Consider the following 23438-nt stretch of genomic DNA (forward strand, 5'->3'; position numbering starts at 1 on the left):
ACTGGGTCCCTGATGGTTTCGATCTTCCTGCGTTCGCTCCTGTTCAACATCCTGTTCTATCCGAACTTCGTGTTCTGGGCGATCGTCGCGCTGCCGACCTTGGCGATGCCGCGCAAGGCGCTGCTGCGCGTCGCGAACTGGTGGGCGCAGAGCAACATCATTTTGATGCGCATCGTCTGCAACATCCGCGTTGAATATCGCGGTGTCGAGAAGATCCCGACGGGGCCCTTGATCGTCGCTGCCAAGCACCAGTCGATGTGGGAGACGATCTCGCTGCTGCACTTTTTCGACGAGCCGTTCTTCGTCCTCAAGCGCGAGCTGCTGCGCATTCCCCTGTTCGGACAATATCTCGTCAAGGCGAACATGGTGGCGATCGATCGCAGCTCCGGCGCACGGGCCCTGAAGCAGGTGATGCGGCGGGCCGCGGAAGAAGTGAAGCACGGGCGCCAGTTCGTGATCTTCCCCGAGGGCACGCGGCGGCCGCCGGGCGCGCCGCCGGACTACAAAGGCGGGGTCGCGCTGATCTATGCCGATTGCGGCGTGCCGTGCCTGCCGGTCGCGCTCAATTCCGGACTGTTCTGGCCGCGCCGTACCTTCCTGCGCTATCCGGGGACGCTGGTTGTCGAGTTTCTCGATCCCTTGCCGCCGGGCCTGCCGCGCGACGCATTCATGACCCGCATCGAGAGCGTCATCGAGGAGGCGACGAACCGGCTGGTGGCGGCGGGACAGGCCGAGCAAGCGCAGCTGTTCGGCCGTGTGCCGGCCCCGGTGAAGGCGTGAGACGGCTACGGCGAGTCGCCCGGCGCCGGATGCCGCGAGTGGCCGTCGTCATGCAGCATCATGGCCAGCCGGTGCAGCTGCGTATCGCGAAAGCCCTGGGCCTCGATCGCCTTCACGGTCGAGAGCACATAGTCGCGGTTGGCGCCGGACTGGCCATGGCCCTGGCGGACATGGCGCAACTGCTCCTGCAGCGACAGCCGGCCGGCATATTGGACATGGCCGCGGTCGACGACATAGACCAGCGCGCTGACGCGCTGCCTTGCTTCGTTCTCCAGCCACACCGAGCGCGTCACCTCGCGATACACCGAGGTCACCTGCTCGCGCGCGCGCAAATAGGCGATCGTCTCGTCGCGCCTGGTTTCCGCGACCCGGAACGCAATCCCGCGGCACGCGCCACCGCGATCAAGGCCGAGCACGAGGCCCGGCTTTTCCGGCGTTCCGCGGTGGACAAACGAATAGACACACAGCGCGCGGTGCTCGCCGATCAGCCGCGCCGGCACTTGCTCGAGGAACTCGAAACCGGGCCGCCACATCAGCGAGCCATAGCCGAACACCCAGAGGTCGCCGTTGGGAAGATCACGATCGGACAGGGTCATTGCAGACATCGGAACGGAAGCCTAAGGGTGGTGCTCGCGAATTGTTAACTGAAATACACAATCCGTGATCGTGGAATCGCCTAAATTGCTGCCCAAAGGGTGTCCTGCATGTCTCGTTTGCCGCAAGCGCCCCGCAGGCGCCCACTCTGGGGCCTCCTCGCAGCCCCCATCCTGCTCCTGATCGCCGCCATCGCGTGGAGCGGATTCTGGTTCTTCGCTGCTTCGCAGGTCGATGTCCAGGCCGACGCCTGGCGCGCCCGCGAGGCCAAGTCCGGCCGCGTCTATGATTGCGCCAAGCGTTCGGTGGCCGGTTTCCCGTTCCGCCTCGAGGTCCGCTGTTCCGATCCGAGCGTCGCCTTGTTCTCGCAGGCTGCGGGCACGCCCTTGATGAACGCCAAGCTCGACGAGATCCTGGTCGTCGCGCAGGTCTGGGATCCGCAGCGGATCATCGCGGAATTCAAGGGACCCGCGACGATCGCTGACGGGCACGGGCCGGCGTCCTATGCCGTGAATTGGCGCTTGGGGCAGGCCAGCGTCCGCGGCCTTCCGGGGCCGCTGCAGCGCGCCGATCTCGTCTTCGACCAGCCGACCATCGATCGCGTCGAGGGTGGCGCGACCGTTCCTGCCGTGCGTGCCGATCACGCCGAATTGCATGGTCGCGTCGCGGACGGTACGCCGTCCGATCATCCGGTAATCGAGACGGCGCTCCAGATCGCGAGTGGCAGCATTCAGGACAGCCATCCGCTGCTGGCCGAGCCGTTCAATGCCGACATCCAGGCCCGGGTCACGGGGCTGAAGGACTTCCACCCGAAGCCTTGGCCGGAGCGGTTCCGCGAGATCCAGGCGGCTGGCGGTCATGTCGAGATCGTCCAGTCGCGCATCCAGCAGGGCGAACTGCTGGCCGTCGCCTCGGGCACGCTGACCCTCACCGCCAATGGCGGGATCGACGGCGAGGTGCAGATGACGGTGGCGGGGATCGAAAAGGTCATCCCGGCGCTCGGCCTCGACAAGATGCTCGAGAACGGCGTGCCGCAGGCGACGCTCGACCGCGTTGCTCCGGGTGTGAAGTCGCAGGATCTCAACAACCTGTTCGGGGCGCTCGACCGCGCCATTCCCGGTCTCGGCAAGGTCGTCAAGCAGAACGCCAATGCCGGCGTCGCCGTCGGCATCAACGCGCTCGGCAAAGAGGCCACGCTCGAGGGCCGCAAGGCGCGCAGCTTTCCGTTGCGCTTCTCGGATGGGGTTGTCGTGCTCGGTCCGTTCAAGGTCGCCCGCGTCCCTCCGCTATTCTAACCGTTAGGGCTTCTTGATCTGCGGCAGCGGCCGGCCGAAATCGGGCGCCGCCGAATCCTGGCCGACCTCGACAATGCCGCGGCGGATCGCGCGGGTCCGGGTGAAGTGATCGAACAATGCCTCGCCGTCGCCGCGGCGAATCGCGCGTGTGAGCTTGGAGAGGTCCTCGGTGAAGGTGCCGAGCATGTCGAGCACGGCGTCCTTGTTGCTCAGGAAGATGTCGCGCCACATCGTCGGGTCGGAGGCGGCGATGCGGGTGAAATCGCGGAAGCCGCCGGCGGAGAACTTGATCACCTCCGATTCCGTCACCTGCGCCAGCTCGTCGGCGGTGCCGACGATGGTGTAGGCGATCAGATGCGGCAGATGGCTGGTGATCGCGAGCACCCGGTCGTGATGGTCCGGCGTCATGATCTCGACCTTGGCGCCCAGCGCGGCCCAGAACGCGCGGAGACGATCGATGGCGTCGGGATCGACGCCATCCGGCGGCGTCAGGATGCACCAGCGATTGATGAACAGCTCGGCGAAGCCGGAATCCGGCCCCGAATTCTCCGTTCCTGCCACCGGGTGGGCCGGCACGAAGTGCACGTTCGCCGGCAGATGCGGGGCCATGTCGCGGACGATTGCGCCCTTGACCGAGCCGACATCCGAGACGATGGCTCCGGGCTTCAGATGCGGCGCGATCTCCTCGGCCACTGGGCCGCACGCCCCCACAGGAATGCAGAGGATGACGAGGTCGGCATCCTTCACCGCCTCCGCATTGCTCGCAACGACATGGTCGACGATGCCGAGCTCGGTGACGCGCGCCCGCGTCTTCTCGGAGCGGGCCGTCGTGACGATCTCGCCGGCCACCCCGTGTTGCCGCGCTGCGCGCGCGATCGAGCCGCCGATCAGGCCAAAGCCGATCAGCGCAATGCGTTCGAATTTTCCCGCGACGCTCACTTCGGCCCCATGAATTCGCTGAGTGCATCGACGACGAGACGATTGGCCTCCTCGGTGCCGATCGTCATGCGCAAGGCGTTCGGCAGCTTGTAATTGGCGAGCGCCCGCAGCACGAGCCCGCGCCGGGTCAGGAAGGCGTCGGCCTCGACCGCGGTCTTGCCCTTGTCTGTCGGGAAATGGATCAGGATGAAATTGGTGACACTCGGCGTCACCTTCAGCCCGAGCTTGCCGATCTCAGCAGTCAGCCAGTTGCGCCACTTTTCCGTGTGCGTCTTCGACATCTGCTGATGCGCGGTGTCCTCGATCGCGGCGACAGCCGCCAACATCGCCGGGGACGAGACGTTGAACGGTCCGCGGATGCGATTGATGGCATCGACGATGTGCGCCGGGCCGAACATCCAGCCGACGCGGAGCGCGGCGAGGCCGTGGATTTTGGAAAAGGTGTGCGTAACGACGGTGTTCTCGGTGGTCGCGACCAGCTCGATGCCGAACTCATAGTCGTTGCGCGACACGTAGTCGGCATAGGCGGCGTCGAGCACCAGCACGACATGCGCGGGCAGGCCGGCGCGCAGCCGCTTGACCTCGTCGAACGGGATGTAGGTGCCGGTCGGATTGTTCGGGTTGGCGAGCCATACCAGCTTGGTGCGCGGCGTCACCGCGGCGAGGATCGCATCGACGTCGGTGCGGTACTCCGTCTCCGCAGCGACCACGTTCTTGGCGCCGCAGGCCATGGTGGCGATCGGGTAGACCAGAAAGCCGTGCGCGGTGGAGATCGCCTCGTCGCCTTGGCTGAGGAAGGTGTGCGCCAGCAGATTGAGGATCTCGTCGGAGCCGGCGCCGCAGACGATGCGGTCGGGATCGAGGCCGTAGGTGCGGCCGATCGCCTCGCGCAGCACCCGCGACGTCCCCTCGGGATAATCTTCAAGATGGCCGGCGGCGCTCTTGAACGCCTCGATCGCTTTCGGCGAAGGGCCGAACGGCGTCTCGTTGGCTGACAGTTTGAACACCTTGCGGCCCGGCTCGGGGATCGGGCTCTTGCCCGGCGTATAGGGCGCAATGTCGAGAATGCCGGGATTCGGCACGGGGCGGGACATCATGAACTCCGGACGATGATCACTGGCGCAGCGCGTCTCAGCTCGGAACCGTATAGCGTTTGGCATGGCCGCCGACGAGGGCCGCCGAGCGTACCGAGGCGCCCGCCGCGATCAGGGCCGCCTTGATGCTGTCCAGGTTGGACGGCGCCTCGATCGACACCAGCAGCGCGGCGCTGTCGAAGGCGGTATCGGGCACCGCAATGACGTCGGCGAGCGGCGACAAGGCGCGCGACACCTGCGCATTCCAGCCGGAGACGCGGATGCTCCAGGTCTCGACCTCCAAGACCAGCGCGTCGTCGGCAACCCGCGACACCGCGAACACCGGCAGTGCCGCCGGATGGTCGGCGCGCTCGATGAAGGGCATCCGCGCGATGATCTTCGGCGCGCCGGCGGGCTCCAGCGTGATCCACCACGGCGTATGGCCCGAACTCGTCGACACCAGCGCGAGATCGCCTTTCGAGCGCGCCACCGCTTCGACGGCAGCCTGCGCGCTGAAATGCGCCACATACGGGACCACGAAGCCGAAATGGAACCGGGCCGAATCGCGCATCGCGGATTCGCCGACCGAGACGTCGGCATGCACCGAGAACGGCGCCTGGACATAGGTGAAGGTCGACACGATCACGCGCCAGATGCCCTCGACGGTGTCGAGCGGCAGGATGCCGCGATGGCGCTGCACCAGGCGGCGCATCATGTCGGCCTCACGGGCCGGGCGGAACGCCGACCCGACCTCCTGCGTCTTCTTGACCTTGATCAGCCGGTCGATGATGTCGGCCCGGTTCATCAGCAACTGATGGACCTGCTCGTCGATCGCGTCGATCTCCTTGCGCAGATCGGCAAGCGAGGGCGGGGCGGGCGGCGGGTTCGACATGGTCGCGGTCACTCTTCGTGGGCCACGGGGGAACGCGCGGCCGCTGGGAATGGATGCCGTTCTGTCCGATGCGCCGGGCCTGCGCAACAGCAAGTTTACCTTGTGCGGCCTAGGCTTGGCTGGATTGCAGCCGTGGAGCGCCCGATCGGCGGTCAACCCCTGCTTGCCTTGACGAGGAGCGCCCGCGGGACTAGTTTCTGCTCGTTCCGTGGTCATTTGAGCCGGCCGGCTTGCAGCCACGTTAAACAATTCGCTAAACAGGCCGGGGACGTTATCGATCCCGGCCGAACCCCAGTTCAGGCCGGGTTTTTCATGGCCTGATATGTCACGTGGTTCGGGAGCCCTGGCCGGATGGCCGGGGTGAGAGACATGACAGGCCTGACGCCGAAATCCACATCCTCGCTGCGCACGATCGCGCCCGAGGAGCGCTCGCACGAGGTCGACCATCCGAGCTCGCTGGTCGCGCAGTTCGGCGCCGACAAGCCGCTCAAGCTCGATTGCGGCGTCGACCTGTCGCCGTTCCAGATTGCCTACCAGACCTATGGCGAACTCAATGCCGACAAGTCCAACGCGGTCCTGATCTGCCACGCGCTGACCGGCGATCAGCATGTCGCCAACCGGCATCCGGTCACCGGCAAGCCCGGATGGTGGGAGACGCTGGTCGGCAAGGGGCGGCCGCTCGACCCCAGCCGCTATTTCATCGTCTGCTCCAACGTGATCGGCGGCTGCATGGGCTCGACCGGGCCGGCCTCGCTCAATCCCGCGACCGGCAAGGTCTGGGGCCTCGACTTCCCGATCATCACCATCCCCGACATGGTGCGGGCGCAGGCGATGCTGATCGATCATCTCGGCATCGACACCTTGTTCGCCGTGGTCGGCGGCTCGATGGGCGGCATGCAGGCGCTGCAATGGACGGTGGCCTATCCGCAGCGCGTATTCGCCACCTTGGCGATCGCCTGCGCGACGCGGCACTCGGCGCAGAACATCGCCTTCCACGAGCTCGGCCGCCAGGCCGTGATGGCCGATCCCGACTGGGATCATGGCCGCTACGGCGACAAGGGCGTCCATCCGCATCGCGGGCTTGCGGTGGCGCGGATGGCCGCGCACATCACTTATCTCTCGGACGCCGCGCTGCATCGCAAGTTCGGCCGCCGCATGCAGGATCGCGAACTGCCGACCTTCTCGTTCGACGCCGATTTCCAGGTCGAGAGCTATCTGCGTTACCAGGGCTCGTCCTTCGTCGAGCGCTTCGACGCCAATTCCTATCTCTATCTGACGCGCGCGATGGACTATTTCGACATCGCCGCCGACCATGACGGCGTGCTGGCGGCGGCGTTCCGCGGCATCAAGACCCGCTTCTGCGTGGTGTCCTTCACCAGCGACTGGCTGTTCCCGACCTCGGAATCGCGGGCGCTGGTGCATGCGCTCAACGCGTCCAGCGCGCGGGTCTCGTTCGCTGAGATCGAGACCGACAAGGGCCACGACGCGTTCCTGCTCGATGTCCCCGAGTTCTTCGACATCGCCAGCGCGTTCCTCGATTCCGCTGGCAAGGCGCGCGGCCTCAAGGTCGCGAACGGAGGCTGACCCATGAGCCTGCAGGGTGTGTTGCCGCTGAACGGCTTTTCCGGCGGCGAGGTGCTGGCCTATCGGCCCGATCATCTCCTGGTCGCCGGCATGGTCGAGCGCGGCTCCAAGGTGCTCGACATCGGCTGCGGCGACGGCGACCTGCTGCAGCTCCTGGAGAGTCGGGGCATTGACGGCCGCGGCATCGAGCTGTCGCGCGAGGGCGTCAATCACTGCGTCGCCAAGGGGCTCGCGGTGGTGCAGGGCGACGCCGATACCGATCTCGTCGACTATCCCGACGATGCCTTCGACTATGTGATCCTGTCGCAGACGCTGCAGGCGACGCGCCGGCCCAAGGCCGTGCTCGAGAACCTGCTGCGCATCGGCCGCCGCGCCATCGTCACGTTCCCGAATTTCGGCTTCTGGCGGCTGCGCCTGCAATTGCTCGTCGGCGGCCACATGCCGCGCACCGACAATCTGCCCTTCACCTGGTACGACACGCCCAACATCCATTTCTGCACAATCAAGGACTTCGTCCAGCTGTGCGACGAGATCGGCGTGAAGATGGAGCGCGCCGTGGCTCTTGATAGTTATGGCCGTCCGTTGCGCGTGGCCATGCCCTGGTGGTTCTGGAACATGTTCGGCGAGCAGGGCGTGTTTCTGCTGAGCAGAGGCGAGCGGCGGTAGGTCTGGATCGTTTGCGCGCTGGTAGGTAGGCCACCTCACGCGCGTCATCCTCGCCGTCGTCCCGGCCTTGGGCCGGGACCCATACTCCGCAGCAGGAGTGAGGCGGGAGCGCTGAGTCATACCCACCTCGGTTCGTTACGCAGGCCGGTGGTTATGGGTCCCGGCTTTCGCCGGGACGAGGTCGGAGGCCTAAGCGGCACCTCGCGCAACATGCCTCCCTGGCGCGTCGACTTCACGTCTCAAACAACTGATGGCGTGGCATCGTATTCCCGCGGCACGTTTGTGCCCGAGCTCTGCGGCAGGTCTCACCTCTGACAACGCAGAGGCGCAGGGAAGGCCGGATGCTGGCCGCACCCATGGCCCGCCTGCGGAAAAGAATGCAGGCGGCAGGTACCACAGGTCCGAGCCGGAACAACCGGCCTTCCCTGCGCGATGATTTGACGGCTGCTTCGCGTTCTCCCCGGTGCGCCGGGCTTTCTGGCCACCGTCGTCGGCGAAATGCATCACCAACTTGATCCTAGCGTCGGAGGATCAGGACCGCGCGACTTGACCGTGCGCATCGGAATTGTTCGTCCACGCGAGAAATCCCACGCGCAACCCGACACGCCCACCGCATCCCGCACTCAGCGCTCGTGACGACCGCGATACGCCCCTCTTGCTGTGAGGCGGGACGGGCGGAAACATCGATCTGATTTGCCCGACGGTGCAAGGGCTCATCATGCGACAAACTAACACGACGGGCAGTAGGTGCATGACGCTCATGCGCAAATTGCCCGTCGGGCAGCGAGAACAGGGCAGCGCGATCAGCGCCCGCCCATCTTGAGCAGCTTCGGAAGGTCCCGCATTTGCTGCAAAAGATTTGCACGGACGGGCGCCAATTGCAGTTCGACGTCCGGATCACCGCCGCTGAATCCGATGACCTGCATGCCCGCAGCATGCGCCGCAGTGACGCCTGACAACGAGTCCTCGATCACGACGCAGCGCCCGGGGGCGATCCCGAAGGTCTGCGCAGCGTGCAGGAAAAGATCAGGGTCAGGCTTCCACGAGCCGACGTCGTAGGCGCTGAAGATGCGGCCTTCGAAATAGTTCAGCAATTTTGTCAGTCCGAGTGCGTGCCTGATCTTCGACATCGGCCCGTTCGATGCGACGCAGAACGGAAGAGTGATCTCCGCAAGCGCCGCATGTATCCCCTCGACGGGTTGCAGTTCGGCTTCAAATGCCAGTGCAGTTGCTCGCCTCACGCCAGCCTCGAAATCCTCGCCGACGCGGTGCCCCAATCGCCGTTCGATTTCTCGCACGCAATCGGCGAACTTCAACCCGCGAAAGAGCCTTTTGGCCTCTTCCAGGTCGATGGATATTCCTTCGTCGGCTGCTGCACGGGCCAAAACGCTGAGGGCGATTTTCTCGCTATCGACCAAAACACCGTCTGAATCGAAGATGATCAGCTCTATCAAGATCGGCACCTGCGTCTGGCACGTGGAAATCAAGAGATAGCGTAAAGAACGATATCAGAAGTCTCGAGGAGACACACCTTCCGTTGCGCGTGGGATCGTGTTCACCGGATTGGGGTGCCCCGTGCGGGCCAGCGCTCGACGCTGGGATGAACGCTGCGTACAATGGAGAGAGCTGAAACGTCCAAGCACGCGTGAGGTGCCCGCATGAAATCGTTTCGCAAGGAGCTGTGGTTCGACATTCCGGGCCGCCGCGCCTTCATCAACATCACGCCCGAGGTCGAGGCGGCGCTCAAGGAGAGCGGGGTGCGCGAGGGGCTGGTGCTGGTCAATGCCATGCACATCACGGCCTCGGTCTTCATTAATGACGACGAGAGCGGCCTGCATCACGACTATGAGCAGTGGCTGGAGAAGCTGGCGCCGCACGAGCCCGTGTCCGGCTATCGGCACAACCGGACCGGCGAGGACAATGCCGACGCCCACATGAAACGCCAGATCATGGGCCGTGAGGTTGTGGTCGCGATCACCGGCGGCAAGCTCGATTTCGGTCCGTGGGAGCAGATCTTCTACGGCGAGTTCGACGGCGGACGCCGCAAGCGGGCGCTGATCAAGATCATCGGGGAATAGGGTTAGCCGTCGCGGTGTTGGATGGCCGAAGATTTGGGAGGCCGTCATTGCGAGGAGCGCGAGCGACGAAGCAATCCAGGGGCCACGCATGAAGTCCTTCCGTGCGGCCCCCGGATCGCTTCGCTGGCGCTCGCGATGACGGAGGAGGGTGTGACAGCCGCCGCTGTCATGCCCGCGCAGGCGGGCATCCAGTGCGCCGCGGCCCCTCGGTGGACCCAGCTGCCAACTCGGAATACGGGATGGCCCGGTCAAGCCGAATGATGACAGCTGTGGTGATGCGGCGAGCTTAGCCACGATCGTCATTGCGAGGAGCGCAAGCGACGAAGCAATCCAGGGGCCACGCATGAAGTCCTTCCGTGTGGCCCCCGGATCGCTTCGCTGGCGCTCGCGATGACGGAGGAGGGGGGTGACAGCCGCCGCTGTCATGCCCGCGCAGGCGGGCATCCAGTCCGCCGCGGCCCCTCGGTGGACCCAGCTGCCAACTCGGAATACGGGATGGCCCGGTCAAGCCGAATGATGACAGCCGTGGTGATGCGGCGAGCTTGGCCACGATCGTCATTGCGAGGAGCGCAAGCGACGAAGCAATCCAGGGGCCACGCATGAAGTCCTTCCGTGTGGCCCCCGGATCGCTTCGCTGGCGCTCGCGATGACGGAGGAGGGTGTGACAGCCGCCGCTGTCATGCCCGCGCAGGCGGGCATCCAGTCCGCCGCGGCCCCTCGGTGGACCCAGCTGCCAACTCGGAATACGGGATGGCCCGGTCAAGCCGAATGATGACAGCCGTGGTGATGCGGCGAGCTTGGCCACGATCGTCATTGCGAGGAGCGCGAGCGACGAAGCAATCCAGGGGCCACGCATGAAGTCCTTCCGTGCGGCCCCCGGATCGCTTCGCTGGCGCTCGCGATGACGGAGGAGGGTGGTGACAGCCGCTGCTGTCATGCCCGCGCAGGCGATGACAGGTGAGGTCGGAGCAGCAGCATGCCTCCTCATCCTGCCATCGACCGTGGATCTCGCACTCCCCACCGCCCGGCCTCGGCCAAGGCGATGAAGCGCTCGGCTGCCTCGTTGAACAGCGCGGGCTCCTCCAGATTCAACACATGGCCGGACTTCGGGAAAAACGTCAGGCCCGAGGCCGGCAGGTGCCGCTTCAGGAACAGGCTCGGCTCGATGCAGGCCTCGTCCTCGTCGCCGCAGATGATCAGGGCCGGCGTGGTCACGCGGCGGATGGCGTCCGCCATCGTGTAGATCGAGGGCCGGCCGCCCTGGAAACCGCGCATGGTGTTGGCCGATCCCCGCGCGTCGTGACGGGCCAGAGCCGCGTAAAAGTCGGCGTGGCCGCGCGGGTCCTTCACCAGGAAGGGGATGCGGCCGGGGGCCCCGCGGGTGACCTTGGCGGTCTCGGCCGAGCCGAGGGTCTCGAACTGCTCGGCGGTGGCGCGGCACTGGGCGCGGAAGGCGTCGAGCTGCGTCAGGTCCGAGCCGGAGCCGACCCCGGCCAGCACCATGGAGCGGATGCGCTGGGGCGCGTTCAGCGCCACCTGCAGCGACGAGTAGGAGCCCATCGACAGGCCGACGAAATGGGCGCTGGCGATGCCGAGGTGATCGAGCACGGCCAGCGCGTCGGTGTAGAAATGCACGTAGCTGTAGAGGTCGGGTGAGGCCGGCACGTCCGAGGGTGTATAGCCGCGGGCCGCGTAGGCGATGCAGCGATGGCGGCGCGCGAAATAGCGCAGCTGCGGCTCCCAATTGCTGTGGTCGGCGGCGAATTCGTGCAGGAAGAGAAGCGGCGTGCCGGCGCCAACCTCTTCAAAATACAGGCGAACGCCATCCGTGGCTGTTGCGTGTGGCATCAAAAGCTTCCTCCTGCTTTGCGTGTGGCATGATGACGAGTCGCGCAATGCGCGACAACTGGAAGCCGCCTCGCCTCGATTCGGTCGTTCAACGGACTCCGAATCACCTCCTGTTTGCCGTGATTCCGCCATCGATCGTCATGGTTTCGTCACATCCCGACTTTTTACGGACCAGCGCTGGCGGCTCGCACGGGAGCCGGGCTGGGACAAGGGGGTGCCAAGTCAGGGTACCGGGGGAAGTAACAGAAGGAATGAGTATGGTTGTGTCTACCCTTCGCCGGTCGCTTCACATCGTTGCGCTGACCATGGGTGCGGCAGTGATTGCCGCCACCGCAACACCGGCTTCGGCCCGTCCGCATCACGGCTCGGGGCATCATGCCCACCGCAGCCACGGCGGCCATCACTACGCCAAGCGTCATTTTCACCACCGCTCCGCCCGGATGTCGCGCTGGGAGCGCGGCGTGGCGCGGATGGAGGTGAGCAGCGTCGCCGACGCACAGGCCAGCCTGATGATGCCTGGGACGGCGTCCGAAGGGATGGCGACGTCCGGCGGCTTCAGCGGCGGCAGCAGCGTCGTGGCCGCGGCGCGCAGCTACATCGGCAGCGGCAATCCGACCGGCCGCCGCAGCCTGTGGTGCGCGCGGTTCATGAACATGGTGCTGGAGCGCACCGGCCATCGCGGCACCGGCTCCGACTTGGCGCGCTCCTTCGCGAGCTACGGCCAGCGCGTCTCCGGCCCGCAGGTCGGCGCCATTGCCGTGATGAGCCGCCGCGGCGGCGGCCATGTCGGCGTGGTCTCGGGCGTCGACGCCCAGGGCAATCCGATCGTCATCTCCGGCAACAACGGCCACCGCGTCCGCGAGACCGCAGTGTCGCGCGGCCGGGTGTATGCCTATGTGATGCCGAACTGATACGTCCCTCGAACTCGGCATTGGAACTGATGAGTTGAGCCGCTTCGGCTCGGACACTCTGCGCCTCCCCCGCATGCGGGTGGGGCCGCCCCACGAAGACTGCTCATAGGGCTGCCCCCACTCCAGCCCTCCCCGCAAGCGGCGAAGGGGGGCGCACTGTTGGCGCGGTGAGAGTTCGGGTCCAGGTCCCGCTCATGCCGTCATTGCGAGCGAAGCGACGCAATCCAGGGCTACGCGACGACTCTGGATTGCTTCGTCGCCTGCGGCTCCTCGCAATAATGACGCGGGGAGAGAGGCGGAGCTCTTCCGGAGCACGCGGGGGGAAGAGGGGCTCACACCAGCCGCGGCTGCTCCACCGCGAGGTCGTCGCCGAGCGCGATGTCGCCGGCCTCGATCACCTCGGCGTAGATGCCGCATTCATTATTGCCGCGGTGCTTCATCAGCGCGGGCGGGATGTCGAGGTCGCGGACGGCGGTGTCGGGGTCGACGTTGACGGCGGCGCAGCGGGTGGTCGTCTTTACCACCTTGAGCCGCGCCGCGCCGATCCGCAGCGTCTCGCCGAGCAGCGCGGCCTCGTGCCAGGCCGGCCAGCCGGTGACGTAGATATTGGCGCGGAAGCGCAGCGGATGCACGGTCGCGCCGACCATCTGCTCGATCTCGGCGACCGAGGCCAGGTTGATGATCGAGACCACCTTGCGGGCGAGATCCGTAAAACTGTAGCCGCCGCCGGACAGCAGCCTGGCCGGTCCGCGCAGCTCGTCGGCGAATTCGCGCGCAAAGAACGCTTCGATCGCGGCGCGCCCGTCGACGCTTTCGAGATCGCCCGCGGCGACGATGGCACCGTCCTTGCGGATGGTCAGCACGTTGGTCGCGTCCTCGAAGACCGTCTTGAAGCCGGCCAGCCGCTCATTGCGCATCAGCATCAGATAGGCGGTTTTGGGCTTCCACACCGGGGCCTCGGGATCGAAGCCAGTCGGGCCGTTCTCCAGCGCGTAGCGGCGGTCGGCCGGCAATGTCTGGCCGGCGCGCAAGGGGGCCGTCTGCAGTGGTTCCGGGGTAAGGCCCTTGATCGGATAGCGATACAGGCCGGTGATGCGCGCAGGGCTGATGTGGCTCATGGCCGCGGTCATAGGAGATTCCTCCCCTGGCGGCCAGGGCACACGAATTTGTGAAGCCGCCCCTTCCGTTTTCGGGCCGCCTTCCCACATTTCAGCTCAAGCCGGGCGCAAGCCGGCGACGTGGACGGTTGCGGCGTTGATGGATGTCAACGTGCGTGGACCGGAACCCAATGAAGATGCTGGAACCGTGCCTTCGGGGCGTCACAGCAGGCTGAGGGAAACATCATGAATATCGAAAAATATACCGAGCGCGCGCGGGGCTTCATCCAATCGGCGCAATCGCTGGCGGTGCGCGACGGCCATCAGCAGTTCTCGCCGCTGCATCTCCTCAAGGTGCTCCTCGACGACAGCGAAGGACTCGCGGGCGGTCTGATCGATCGCGCCGGCGGCAATTCGCGCGCCATTCTGAAGGCCACTGAGGATGCGCTGGGCAAGCTGCCGAAAGTGTCGGGCAGCGGCGCCGGGCAGATCTATCTGTCGCCCGAGCTGGCGCGCGGCTTCGACGCGGCGGAGAAGGCGGCCGAGAAGGCCGGCGACAGTTTCGTCACCGTCGAGCGGCTGCTGCTCGGCCTGACGCTGGACAAGAACAGCGAGACCGGCAGCATCCTCGCCAAGGGCGGCGTCACCGCGCAGAACCTCAACGCGGCGATCGAGAGCTTGCGCAAGGGGCGCACGGCCGATTCGGCGACCGCCGAGAACGCTTATGATGCGCTGAAGAAATATGCCCGCGACCTGACCCAGGCGGCGCGCGACGGCAAGCTCGATCCGGTGATCGGCCGCGACGAGGAGATCCGCCGCACCATCCAGGTGCTGTCGCGGCGGACCAAGAACAATCCCGTGCTGATCGGCGAGCCCGGCGTCGGCAAGACCGCGATCGTCGAGGGGCTGGCGCTGCGCATCGTCAATGGCGACGTGCCGGAGAGTCTAAAGGACAAGCGGCTCTTATCACTCGATTTGGGCGCGCTGATCGCCGGTGCCAAATATCGCGGCGAGTTCGAGGAGCGGCTGAAGGCCGTGCTGCAGGAGGTCACGGCCGCCGAAGGCACCTTCGTGCTGTTCATCGACGAGATGCACACCCTGATCGGCGCCGGCAAGGCCGATGGCGCCATGGATGCGTCGAACCTGTTGAAGCCCGCGCTCGCGCGCGGCGAGCTGCATTGCATCGGCGCGACCACGCTCGACGAGTATCAGAAGCATGTCGAGAAGGACGCCGCGCTCGCCCGCCGCTTCCAGCCGGTCTATGTCACCGAGCCCACGGTCGAGGACACGATCTCGATCCTGCGCGGCCTGAAGGACAAATACGAGCAGCATCACGGCGTGCGCATCACCGACTCCGCGCTGGTCGCCTCGGCCACGCTGTCAAACCGCTACATCACCGACCGCTTCCTCCCCGACAAGGCCATCGACCTGATGGACGAGGCGGCGGCGCGGCTGAAGATGCAGGTCGATAGCAAGCCCGAGGAGCTGGACTCGCTGGACCGCGAGATCATCCGACTCAAGATCGAGCAGGAGGCCTTGAAGAAGGAGAGCGATCTCGGCTCCAAGACCCGGCTGCAGGCGCTGGAGAAGGAGCTCGCCGATCTCGAGGAGAAGTCGGCCTCGCTGACCGCGAAATGGAGCGCCGAGAAGGACAAGCTGTCGAACGCGCAGAAGCTCAAGAGTGAGCTGGACGCGCTCCGCATCGAGCTCGCCAATGCGCAGCGCCGCGGCGAGTACCAGAAGGCGGGCGAGCTGGCCTATGGCCGGATCCCCGAGCTGGAGAAGCGGCTGGCTGACATCGAGGCCAAGGAGAATGCCGGCGAGATGATGGAGGAGGCGGTCACCGCCAACCACATCGCGCAGGTGGTCTCGCGCTGGACCGGCGTGCCGGTCGACAAGATGCTCGAGGGCGAGAAGGACAAGCTGCTGCGGATGGAGGACAGCCTCGGCAAGCGCGTCGTCGGCCAGTTCGAGGCCGTGCATGCGGTTGCGACCGCCGTGCGGCGCTCGCGCGCCGGCCTGCAGGACCCGCACCGGCCGATGGGCTCGTTCATGTTCTTAGGCCCGACCGGCGTCGGCAAGACCGAGCTGACCAAGGCGCTCGCCGAATATCTGTTCAACGACGAGACCGCGATGGTCCGCCTGGACATGTCCGAGTACATGGAGAAGCACTCGGTGTCGCGGCTGATCGGCGCGCCTCCCGGCTATGTCGGCTATGACGAGGGCGGGGCGCTGACCGAAGCGGTGCGGCGCCGGCCGTACCAGGTCGTGCTGTTCGACGAGATCGAGAAGGCGCATCCGGACGTGTTCAACGTGCTTTTGCAGGTGCTCGACGACGGCCGCCTGACCGATGGCCAGGGCCGCACCGTCGACTTCCGCAACACGCTGATCATCATGACCAGCAATCTCGGCTCCGAGTTCCTGGTCAACCAGCCGGAGGGCGAGGATACGTCCGAGGTGCGCGAGCTGGTGATGGGCACGGTGCGGAGCCATTTCCGGCCCGAGTTCCTGAATCGTGTGGACGAGATCATCCTGTTCCATCGCCTGCAGAAGAGCGAGATGGGCCGGATCGTCGAGATCCAGTTCTCGCGGCTCCAGAAGCTGCTGGAGGAGCGCAAGATCACGCTGTCGCTGGATGGCGATGCGCGCGATTGGCTCGCTGCCAAGGGCTGGGACCCGGCCTATGGGGCGCGTCCGCTGAAGCGGGTGATCCAGCGCAGCGTGCAGGATCCGCTCGCCGAGATGATCCTCGCCGGCGACATCAAGGATGGCGACAAGGTCGCGATCTCCTCGGAGGGTAACGTGCTGACCTTCAACGGCAAGGCGCATCGCACCGCCGAGATCGCGACCTTCGAGGCGCCGATCCCGAAGCGCAAGCTGAACTGATCTCCGGCTTTCGCCGGACGTCACGAGAAACGGCAATGAGAAACGGCCCCGCTGAGTGCTCAGCGGGGCCGTTGTCCGTTGGAAACAGGTTTCAGGCCGCAGAGGCCTGACGGCTCACTACCGGCTCACCTGGATCGGGCCGGCATCCGAAATCCGCGACGCGCCATTGCCGCGGCTGGTCATCATCTGGTCGACGCGGTCGCGCTCCTTCTCGAAGCTCGCCATCATCTGGCCCTCCAGCGAGCGGCCGCGCGGTAGCTTCACGCGCATCGGGTCGACGAAGCGGCCGTTGACCAGGATCTCGTAATGCACGTGCGGGCCCGTCGACATGCCGGTCGAGCCGACGAAGCCGATGACCTGGCCCTGGCGCACGCGCTTGCCGGGCTCCATGCCCTTGGCGAACGCAGACAAATGGCCATAGGCGGTCTCATAGCCATTGTTGTGCTTGATGCGGATATATTTGCCGTAGCCGCCTTCGGTGCCGACCTTCTCCAGCACGCCATTGCCGGAGGCGAAAATCGGGGTGCCATAGGCGGTCGCCCAATCGACGCCGGTGTGCATCTTCACATAGCCGAGGATCGGGTGGCGGCGGCCGCCGAAGCCGGAGCGCATGATCGCGTTGTTGACGGGCTTGCGGACCAGGAACTTCTTCGCGCTCTTGCCGGTCTCGTCATAATAATCGACGACGCTGTCGTCGGGGGTCTGGAACCGATAGTATTTCTTGGTCTCGCCGCCGACGGTCAGCGAGGCGAACAGCACCTCGCTCTTGTCGTTGGTGCCGGGCTTGTCGTCGTCGTCGCCGGCATAGAACACGTCGAACGAGTCGCCCGGCTGCACCTTGCGCTGGAAGTCGACGTCATAGGAATAGATCCTAATCATGTCCTCGATGACGGGCGCCGGCACCTTGTTGCGCATCGCCGTTTCGTAGATGCTCTGGTAGAGGCGGACGCCGGTGCCGTCATCCTCTTCATCATTGGTATTGTCGGCGGTCTCGGTGACCGTGTTCATGCTCTGGACGTCGACGGCGACATATTTGCCGAGATCGGACAGAGCGGCCACCGCCTCGATCATGCTTTCGTTGGCGACGATGACGCGGAACGGCTGCAGCCGGGCGCCGGGGGCAGGGCTCGACGGCGCCATCAGAATGCGCAGCTTCTCGCCTTCCTTGAGGCCGCCGTCGCGGCCGCGCGTGCCGAGCTGGGCGGCGATCGCCTTGGCCTCGTCGGGCGTCGCGCCCTGGTCGCGCAGGATCGAGGTGACGGTGTCGCCCTTCTTCACCAGATGGACGCGCTCGCCGAGCGGATTGCCGCCGGTGATCTGGTCCTTGGTCTTGGGCAGCAAGGTCACGTTCTCGGGCACGACCCGGGTCTCGAAACCGGCGTAGGGATCGGGCGAGGTCCCGTCACTGGCATAGGACAGTTTGAGGTCGCCGCCTTGTACGCCTTGCACACCGGTGGCGTCGGCCGCGGCATTGGCCAGCGACGCGTAGCGGACGCCGCCATTGTTGCCGCGCCAGTTCGCCGCGTCGCGGACCCGCATCACGATCTCGTCCAGCGCCACCGAAGCCGCGATCTTGGCCTTCGGCAGGACGCCCGCGAGGTCCTTGGTCACGAACGACACTTCGGCGTCGGGCTCGACCGCCTCGGGGTTGTTGGGATCCTCACCGGAGCCCGTCTTGTCATTATCGCCGTCGTTGAGCAGCCGCTGCGCGTTGAACGGCGGGATCTTGGCCGACAGGTCGCTGGTGGTCATCGACAGGTTGCCGGAGATCCGCACATAGGGACGGACCCGGATCAGCTCGCGCGACCCGGCGCGGGTCACGGTCGAGACGCGCACGACGTTGCGGGCGGCGGCAGCTTCGCTCGGGGGCGGCAGCCGGTCGCTCTTGCGCAACGTGGCAACGCGATCATTGGCGCCGAAGGCTCCGCGCAGCGCGCTCTCGACGCGCTCCGGCATGCGGGCGAATGTCATCTCGCCATCGAGCGAAGCGAAAACGGCGCCGCCAATGAGGGCTGCGCCGCACAGACCGGTCAGGATCGTACCCGAGAACCATTGGACGGAGACGCGTCGGCGATCGATCACCGCGGCTTCGGAGCCATCGACCGATAGCGGTGGCTCATGACCGAGATCGATCATGCCGACCTCGCGTCCATATCCCCCGCGTGACGTCCGATGGTTCAACCTTCGTCCCCCAAGTTCAAAGTCAGCACCGAGATCACTCAGCTGCCGGTTGGCTACCGTGTAAGACAAACGGCTCGGAATGATGGCGCGTCTCTGACGGTTCGAGGCTGTTGGGCTTGGAACCCGCAATCCCCGAACCGCTGTTATTCTTCAGGATCTCTCGATGTCGTCTCGGTCGTCTGATCAGGCGAAGGGCTCGCCCATTCCTTGATCTGGATCACCCATGAAGTCTGGCATCCCCACCTGGAGCCAAATCAATTCAGGTCGATGCTTAACAAATCGTCGCAGGATTGTGGCCCAAGTGGGGCACGATGTCCGCAAGAAATCGGGGTTCTGGGGCGGTCCTAAAAAAAATGATTCGATGCGACGATTTCATGAAAAAGGTCGTTGACACCCCGATCGGCCCCCCCTATACACCCGATCACTGAGCGCGGCGCCGCTTCGGGACACACCGAGGCGAGCATTCGCGCCGATACTGCTCCTCACTTCGTTGAGTGGTGCACAACCGGTAGAACCCGGTTGTCCATCGCCGTCGAAAGGGTCGAGTAGGTCCCTCCGAGAGAGGGTGGAGCTGAGGCTCCGGGCTGTTTGACAAGTGAAGATGAAGAAAGAGAAACGTGGACGGCGGAGTCCTTGCGGGTCTCGGGTGGGAGCTTCGGCTTTCATTTGAGATCGGACGAGAAGACTTCGGCGGACAATGTTTCAAAGGTAACACCATGGTTTTCGCGCTGTGAAGCGTGGAGATCGATTGGTGGGACCTCGTCAAACGTTGTGATCAGCCGGTTCAAAGCTTCAAGTTCAACTTGAGAGTTTGATCCTGGCTCAGAGCGAACGCTGGCGGCAGGCTTAACACATGCAAGTCGAGCGGGCGTAGCAATACGTCAGCGGCAGACGGGTGAGTAACGCGTGGGAACGTACCTTTTGGTTCGGAACAACACAGGGAAACTTGTGCTAATACCGGATAAGCCCTTACGGGGAAAGATTTATCGCCGAAAGATCGGCCCGCGTCTGATTAGCTAGTTGGTAGGGTAATGGCCTACCAAGGCGACGATCAGTAGCTGGTCTGAGAGGATGATCAGCCACATTGGGACTGAGACACGGCCCAAACTCCTACGGGAGGCAGCAGTGGGGAATATTGGACAATGGGGGCAACCCTGATCCAGCCATGCCGCGTGAGTGATGAAGGCCCTAGGGTTGTAAAGCTCTTTTGTGCGGGAAGATAATGACGGTACCGCAAGAATAAGCCCCGGCTAACTTCGTGCCAGCAGCCGCGGTAATACGAAGGGGGCTAGCGTTGCTCGGAATCACTGGGCGTAAAGGGTGCGTAGGCGGGTCTTTAAGTCAGGGGTGAAATCCTGGAGCTCAACTCCAGAACTGCCTTTGATACTGAAGATCTTGAGTTCGGGAGAGGTGAGTGGAACTGCGAGTGTAGAGGTGAAATTCGTAGATATTCGCAAGAACACCAGTGGCGAAGGCGGCTCACTGGCCCGATACTGACGCTGAGGCACGAAAGCGTGGGGAGCAAACAGGATTAGATACCCTGGTAGTCCACGCCGTAAACGATGAATGCCAGCCGTTGGTGGGTTTACTCACCAGTGGCGCAGCTAACGCTTTAAGCATTCCGCCTGGGGAGTACGGTCGCAAGATTAAAACTCAAAGGAATTGACGGGGGCCCGCACAAGCGGTGGAGCATGTGGTTTAATTCGACGCAACGCGCAGAACCTTACCAGCCCTTGACATGTTTGGGACCGGTCGCAGAGACGTGACCTTCTCTTCGGAGCCCGAAACACAGGTGCTGCATGGCTGTCGTCAGCTCGTGTCGTGAGATGTTGGGTTAAGTCCCGCAACGAGCGCAACCCCCGTCCTTAGTTGCTACCATTTAGTTGAGCACTCTAAGGAGACTGCCGGTGATAAGCCGCGAGGAAGGTGGGGATGACGTCAAGTCCTCATGGCCCTTACGGGCTGGGCTACACACGTGCTACAATGGCGGTGACAGTGGGAAGCTAAGGGGTGACCCTTCGCAAATCTCAAAAAGCCGTCTCAGTTCGGATTGGGCTCTGCAACTCGAGCCCATGAAGTTGGAATCGCTAGTAATCGTGGATCAGCACGCCACGGTGAATACGTTCCCGGGCCTTGTACACACCGCCCGTCACACCATGGGAGTTGGCTTTACCTGAAGGCGGTGCGCTAACCAGCAATGGAGGCAGCCGACCACGGTAGGGTCAGCGACTGGGGTGAAGTCGTAACAAGGTAGCCGTAGGGGAACCTGCGGCTGGATCACCTCCTTTCTAAGGATGGCTCTTCAGCGCGATCTTCGGATCGATCGACCTTCGGGTTGATCAGCTATCGAGCTATTTTAGAAACATCAGGGACCAACACGATCGCCAGATCGGGTTGAGTTCCATTGGCGGGATTTCGCCGTCTTCGTTTCTCTTTCTTCGCGGACGAACACGCTGCCTGGGGCTGCGCGTTTGCTGCCTTGGCCTTTGCGGGCCGGGTGGTGACGAGCTTCGAGCGTTAGGGCTTGTAGCTCAGTTGGTTAGAGCGCGCGCTTGATAAGCGTGAGGTCGGAAGTTCAAGTCTTCCCAGGCCCACCACGCTTCGCCTGCGGCTACGCGTGGCGCGGCCTCGCTCTTGATGGAGCGAAGCGTGCCCGGCGAAGCCACTTGGCGAAGACGGGCAGTTGCCGGTTAACATCGTCTCGACGATCGCGCTGCTTTGCATTCGTCTTTCCGAGTATGGGGCCTTAGCTCAGCTGGGAGAGCGCGTGCTTTGCAAGCATGAGGTCGTCGGTTCGATCCCGACAGGCTCCACCACGCTTCGCCCTTCGGGCTACGCGTGGCGCGGCCAAGGGTTGAACAAGCTGGAATATCCACGCAGGAGCCGAAGGGCGAAGCGTGGTGCCCGGCGCAGCCACTTGGCGAACACGGGCTCTGGCCCAAGCGTGATCAACATTCGTCCGCGAGACAACATTTCGCATCTTCTGGTCCTCACCGGGACGACAGAAGACTGCGTGTTATCTGACATCGTGAAGAGGAGATCGATCCGAGTAGGGTCGTGCAATGAAGGGCCACCGCGCAAGCGGTCCGCGCTTCGACTTTGCACTGACGCCTTCACTATCTCCGGGTCATTTCGGCGCAAGTCTCGAGCTGTGAAGCTTGTTACTTGTTGTAAATGACTCTGTTCGCTGCGCTTGACCGCACGGCGATCGGTTCGATCTTAAGAAGCAAGCTGGTCTTTCTAATCAGTGTCCTGCGGCTTCCAACGCTTGTCCCTCGGGACGGGTGGGGAGCTGACAACATTCTGCCGAGTGTGTGGACATTGATAATGAGAGCAATCAAGTGCCTTAAGGGTGTTCGGTGGATGCCTTGGCGCTGAGAGGCGATGAAGGACGTGCTACGCTGCGATAAGCCGTGGGGAGCTGCGAAGAAGCTTTGATCCGCGGATTTCCGAATGGGGAAACCCACCTTCGATAGCCGGAACTCCAAGACCTTGGTCTTGGGGTTCGATCGGGAGACTGTGAGACTTCAAGATCATGACGATGCAAGTCGTCGAGGTTTTGGATTTCCGGTTATCAAGAGAAGGTATGAGACTTCTGAATACATAGGAGGTTTCAAGCGAACCCAGGGAACTGAAACATCTAAGTACCTGGAGGAAAGGACATCAACCGAGACTCCGCTAGTAGTGGCGAGCGAACGCGGACCAGGCCAGTCATGAATGTAAGCCAACCAGAACCTGTCAGGAAAGCAGGGCCTCAGAGGGTGATAGCCCCGTATGGGTAATGCGAACATTCATGCTCGAGTAAGGCGGGACACGTGCAATCCTGTCTGAACATGGGGGGACCACCCTCCAAGCCTAAGTACTCCTCAGCGACCGATAGTGAACCAGTACCGTGAGGGAAAGGTGAAAAGCACCCCGACGAGGGGAGTGAAATAGACCTGAAACCGGACACCTACAAACAGACGGAGCCCAAGATGCGTTCTGGGTGACGTCGTACCTTTTGTATTATGGGCCAGCGACTTAATTTAACGAGCAAGCTTAAGCCGATAGGCGTAGGCGTAGCGAAAGCGAGTCTGAATAGGGCGTCAAGTTCGTTGTATTAGACCCGAAACCTAGTGATCTAGCCATGAGCAGGTTGAAGGTGAGGTAACACTCACTGGAGGACCGAACGGGTGCCTGTTGAAAAAGGCTCCGATGACTTGTGGTTAGGGGTGAAAGGCCAATCAAACTGGGAAATAGCTGGTTCTCCGCGAAAGATATTTAGGTATCGCCTCGGACGAATACCTCAGGGGGTAGAGCACTGGATGGGCTAGGGGGACTTACCGTCTTACCAAACCCAACCAAACTCCGAATACCTGAGAGTACTATCCGGGAGTCACACGGCGGGTGCTAACGTCCGTCGTGGAGAGGGAAACAACCCTGACCTACAGCTAAGGCCCCCAATTCGTGGCTAAGTGGGAAAGGATGTGGAAATCCCAAAACAACCAGGAGGTTGGCTTAGAAGCAGCCATCCTTTAAAGAAAGCGTAACAGCTCACTGGTCTAAATAAGGGTTTCTGCGCCGAAGATGTAACGGGGCTCAAGCCACGAGCCGAAGCTTAGGGTGCATCGCAAG

15 protein-coding genes, 2 tRNA genes, 2 rRNA genes and 1 riboswitch (1 of these 20 only partly in view) are annotated in these 23438 nt (G+C 63.8%); of the genes, 11 read left to right on the forward strand and 8 right to left on the reverse strand.

Translation table 11 applies throughout. The features are described from left to right. Nucleotides 1–12 precede the first annotated feature (12 nt). Nucleotides 13–780, forward strand: a complete 768-nt coding sequence (locus BBTA_RS05575) for a 1-acyl-sn-glycerol-3-phosphate acyltransferase (protein ID WP_012041472.1) — start codon at nucleotides 13–15, stop codon at nucleotides 778–780. Nucleotides 781–785: 5 nt separating this feature from the next. On the opposite strand, the gene BBTA_RS05580 is transcribed toward BBTA_RS05575, so the two are convergent. After that, complete coding sequence (locus tag BBTA_RS05580; RefSeq protein ID WP_041750361.1) at nucleotides 786–1385, reverse strand: gamma-glutamylcyclotransferase; 600 nt, start codon at nucleotides 1383–1385, stop codon at nucleotides 786–788. A gap of 99 nt (nucleotides 1386–1484) precedes the next feature. Between BBTA_RS05580 and BBTA_RS05585 the strand changes: the two genes are divergently transcribed. Beyond that, nucleotides 1485–2669: a DUF2125 domain-containing protein gene (locus BBTA_RS05585; RefSeq protein WP_012041474.1), complete on the forward strand. Its 1185-nt coding sequence runs from the start codon at nucleotides 1485–1487 to the stop codon at nucleotides 2667–2669. A gap of 3 nt (nucleotides 2670–2672) precedes the next feature. On the opposite strand, the gene BBTA_RS05590 is transcribed toward BBTA_RS05585, so the two are convergent. Genes BBTA_RS05590 through BBTA_RS05600 form a run of 3 tightly spaced genes read right to left on the reverse strand, consistent with a single transcriptional unit; the run spans nucleotide 2673 to nucleotide 5573 of the window. Beyond that, nucleotides 2673–3608: a prephenate/arogenate dehydrogenase family protein gene (locus BBTA_RS05590; protein WP_012041475.1), complete on the reverse strand. Its 936-nt coding sequence runs from the start codon at nucleotides 3606–3608 to the stop codon at nucleotides 2673–2675. Continuing rightward, nucleotides 3605–4702 carry a histidinol-phosphate transaminase gene (hisC, locus tag BBTA_RS05595; RefSeq protein ID WP_012041476.1) on the reverse strand — a complete coding sequence of 366 codons (1098 nt, stop codon included), beginning with the start codon at nucleotides 4700–4702 and terminating at the stop codon, nucleotides 3605–3607. Before hisC ends, BBTA_RS05590 begins: the two co-directional genes overlap by 4 nt. A 37-nt stretch (nucleotides 4703–4739) precedes the next feature. Further along, the gene (locus BBTA_RS05600) at nucleotides 4740–5573 is read right to left on the reverse strand and encodes a chorismate mutase (RefSeq protein ID WP_012041477.1); all 834 of its coding nucleotides are present in this window, start codon (nucleotides 5571–5573) and stop codon (nucleotides 4740–4742) included. 198 nt (nucleotides 5574–5771) lie between these two features. After that, a riboswitch (SAM riboswitch) is annotated at nucleotides 5772–5851 on the forward strand. A gap of 91 nt (nucleotides 5852–5942) precedes the next feature. On the opposite strand from BBTA_RS05600, the gene BBTA_RS05605 reads away from it, so the two are divergent. Then, the gene (locus BBTA_RS05605; protein ID WP_041750362.1) at nucleotides 5943–7157 is read left to right on the forward strand and encodes a homoserine O-acetyltransferase; all 1215 of its coding nucleotides are present in this window, start codon (nucleotides 5943–5945) and stop codon (nucleotides 7155–7157) included. A 3-nt stretch (nucleotides 7158–7160) separates the two neighbouring features. Further along, nucleotides 7161–7823, forward strand: a complete 663-nt coding sequence (gene metW / locus BBTA_RS05610; RefSeq protein ID WP_012041479.1) for a methionine biosynthesis protein MetW — start codon at nucleotides 7161–7163, stop codon at nucleotides 7821–7823. 803 nt (nucleotides 7824–8626) lie between these two features. Here the strand turns inward: metW and BBTA_RS05615 are convergent. Next, nucleotides 8627–9277 carry an HAD family hydrolase gene (locus BBTA_RS05615; protein ID WP_083780762.1) on the reverse strand — a complete coding sequence of 217 codons (651 nt, stop codon included), beginning with the start codon at nucleotides 9275–9277 and terminating at the stop codon, nucleotides 8627–8629. 204 nt (nucleotides 9278–9481) lie between these two features. Between BBTA_RS05615 and BBTA_RS05620 the strand changes: the two genes are divergently transcribed. After that, the gene (locus BBTA_RS05620) at nucleotides 9482–9901 is read left to right on the forward strand and encodes a secondary thiamine-phosphate synthase enzyme YjbQ (RefSeq protein ID WP_012041481.1); all 420 of its coding nucleotides are present in this window, start codon (nucleotides 9482–9484) and stop codon (nucleotides 9899–9901) included. A gap of 984 nt (nucleotides 9902–10885) precedes the next feature. Here BBTA_RS05620 and BBTA_RS05625 read toward each other — a convergent pair. Further along, the gene (locus BBTA_RS05625) at nucleotides 10886–11749 is read right to left on the reverse strand and encodes an alpha/beta fold hydrolase (protein WP_012041482.1); all 864 of its coding nucleotides are present in this window, start codon (nucleotides 11747–11749) and stop codon (nucleotides 10886–10888) included. A gap of 257 nt (nucleotides 11750–12006) precedes the next feature. Here BBTA_RS05625 and BBTA_RS05630 point away from each other — a divergent pair, with 257 nt between their 5' ends. Beyond that, complete coding sequence (locus tag BBTA_RS05630) at nucleotides 12007–12660, forward strand: TIGR02594 family protein (RefSeq protein WP_012041483.1); 654 nt, start codon at nucleotides 12007–12009, stop codon at nucleotides 12658–12660. A 332-nt stretch (nucleotides 12661–12992) separates the two neighbouring features. On the opposite strand, the gene BBTA_RS05635 is transcribed toward BBTA_RS05630, so the two are convergent. After that, complete coding sequence (locus BBTA_RS05635; RefSeq protein ID WP_012041484.1) at nucleotides 12993–13820, reverse strand: MOSC domain-containing protein; 828 nt, start codon at nucleotides 13818–13820, stop codon at nucleotides 12993–12995. A gap of 183 nt (nucleotides 13821–14003) precedes the next feature. Here BBTA_RS05635 and clpB point away from each other — a divergent pair, with 183 nt between their 5' ends. Next, complete coding sequence (clpB, locus tag BBTA_RS05640; protein WP_012041485.1) at nucleotides 14004–16643, forward strand: ATP-dependent chaperone ClpB; 2640 nt, start codon at nucleotides 14004–14006, stop codon at nucleotides 16641–16643. Nucleotides 16644–16760: 117 nt separating this feature from the next. Here the strand turns inward: clpB and BBTA_RS05645 are convergent, their stop codons facing one another. Further along, on the reverse strand, nucleotides 16761–18824 hold the full coding sequence (locus tag BBTA_RS05645; RefSeq protein ID WP_012041486.1) for a M23 family metallopeptidase: 2064 nt from the start codon (nucleotides 18822–18824) through the stop codon (nucleotides 16761–16763). 799 nt (nucleotides 18825–19623) lie between these two features. Here BBTA_RS05645 and BBTA_RS05650 point away from each other — a divergent pair. The 4 genes from BBTA_RS05650 to BBTA_RS05665 all read left to right on the forward strand — a co-directional run. Further along, a 16S ribosomal RNA gene (locus BBTA_RS05650) occupies nucleotides 19624–21112 on the forward strand. A gap of 232 nt (nucleotides 21113–21344) precedes the next feature. Continuing rightward, a tRNA-Ile gene (locus tag BBTA_RS05655) sits at nucleotides 21345–21421 on the forward strand. A 143-nt stretch (nucleotides 21422–21564) separates the two neighbouring features. Beyond that, nucleotides 21565–21640: transfer RNA gene (locus BBTA_RS05660), tRNA-Ala, on the forward strand. 519 nt (nucleotides 21641–22159) lie between these two features. Continuing rightward, nucleotides 22160–23438 (forward strand): 23S ribosomal RNA (locus tag BBTA_RS05665) (it continues 1580 nt past the right edge of the window). The 16S and 23S rRNA genes sit together here with 2 tRNA genes alongside, the layout of an rRNA operon.

Origin of the sequence: Bradyrhizobium sp. BTAi1, assembly GCF_000015165.1 — a bacterium.
Lineage (GTDB): Bacteria > Pseudomonadota > Alphaproteobacteria > Rhizobiales > Xanthobacteraceae > Bradyrhizobium > Bradyrhizobium denitrificans.

What these genes read in the sequence shown, in the direction of transcription:
- clpB (WP_012041485.1), top strand. Translation starts at nt 14,004, where the DNA reads ATGAATATCGAAAAATATACCGAGCGCGCGCGGGGCTTCATCCAATCG.
- BBTA_RS05585 (WP_012041474.1), top strand. Translation starts at nt 1,485, where the DNA reads ATGTCTCGTTTGCCGCAAGCGCCCCGCAGGCGCCCACTCTGGGGCCTC.
- metW (WP_012041479.1), top strand. Translation starts at nt 7,161, where the DNA reads ATGAGCCTGCAGGGTGTGTTGCCGCTGAACGGCTTTTCCGGCGGCGAG.
- BBTA_RS05620 (WP_012041481.1), top strand. Translation starts at nt 9,482, where the DNA reads ATGAAATCGTTTCGCAAGGAGCTGTGGTTCGACATTCCGGGCCGCCGC.
- BBTA_RS05600 (WP_012041477.1), bottom strand. Translation starts at nt 5,573, where the DNA reads ATGTCGAACCCGCCGCCCGCCCCGCCCTCGCTTGCCGATCTGCGCAAG.
- BBTA_RS05580 (WP_041750361.1), bottom strand. Translation starts at nt 1,385, where the DNA reads ATGTCTGCAATGACCCTGTCCGATCGTGATCTTCCCAACGGCGACCTC.
- BBTA_RS05605 (WP_041750362.1), top strand. Translation starts at nt 5,943, where the DNA reads ATGACAGGCCTGACGCCGAAATCCACATCCTCGCTGCGCACGATCGCG.
- BBTA_RS05575 (WP_012041472.1), top strand. Translation starts at nt 13, where the DNA reads ATGGTTTCGATCTTCCTGCGTTCGCTCCTGTTCAACATCCTGTTCTAT.
- BBTA_RS05630 (WP_012041483.1), top strand. Translation starts at nt 12,007, where the DNA reads ATGGTTGTGTCTACCCTTCGCCGGTCGCTTCACATCGTTGCGCTGACC.
- hisC (WP_012041476.1), bottom strand. Translation starts at nt 4,702, where the DNA reads ATGTCCCGCCCCGTGCCGAATCCCGGCATTCTCGACATTGCGCCCTAT.
- BBTA_RS05625 (WP_012041482.1), bottom strand. Translation starts at nt 11,749, where the DNA reads ATGCCACACGCAACAGCCACGGATGGCGTTCGCCTGTATTTTGAAGAG.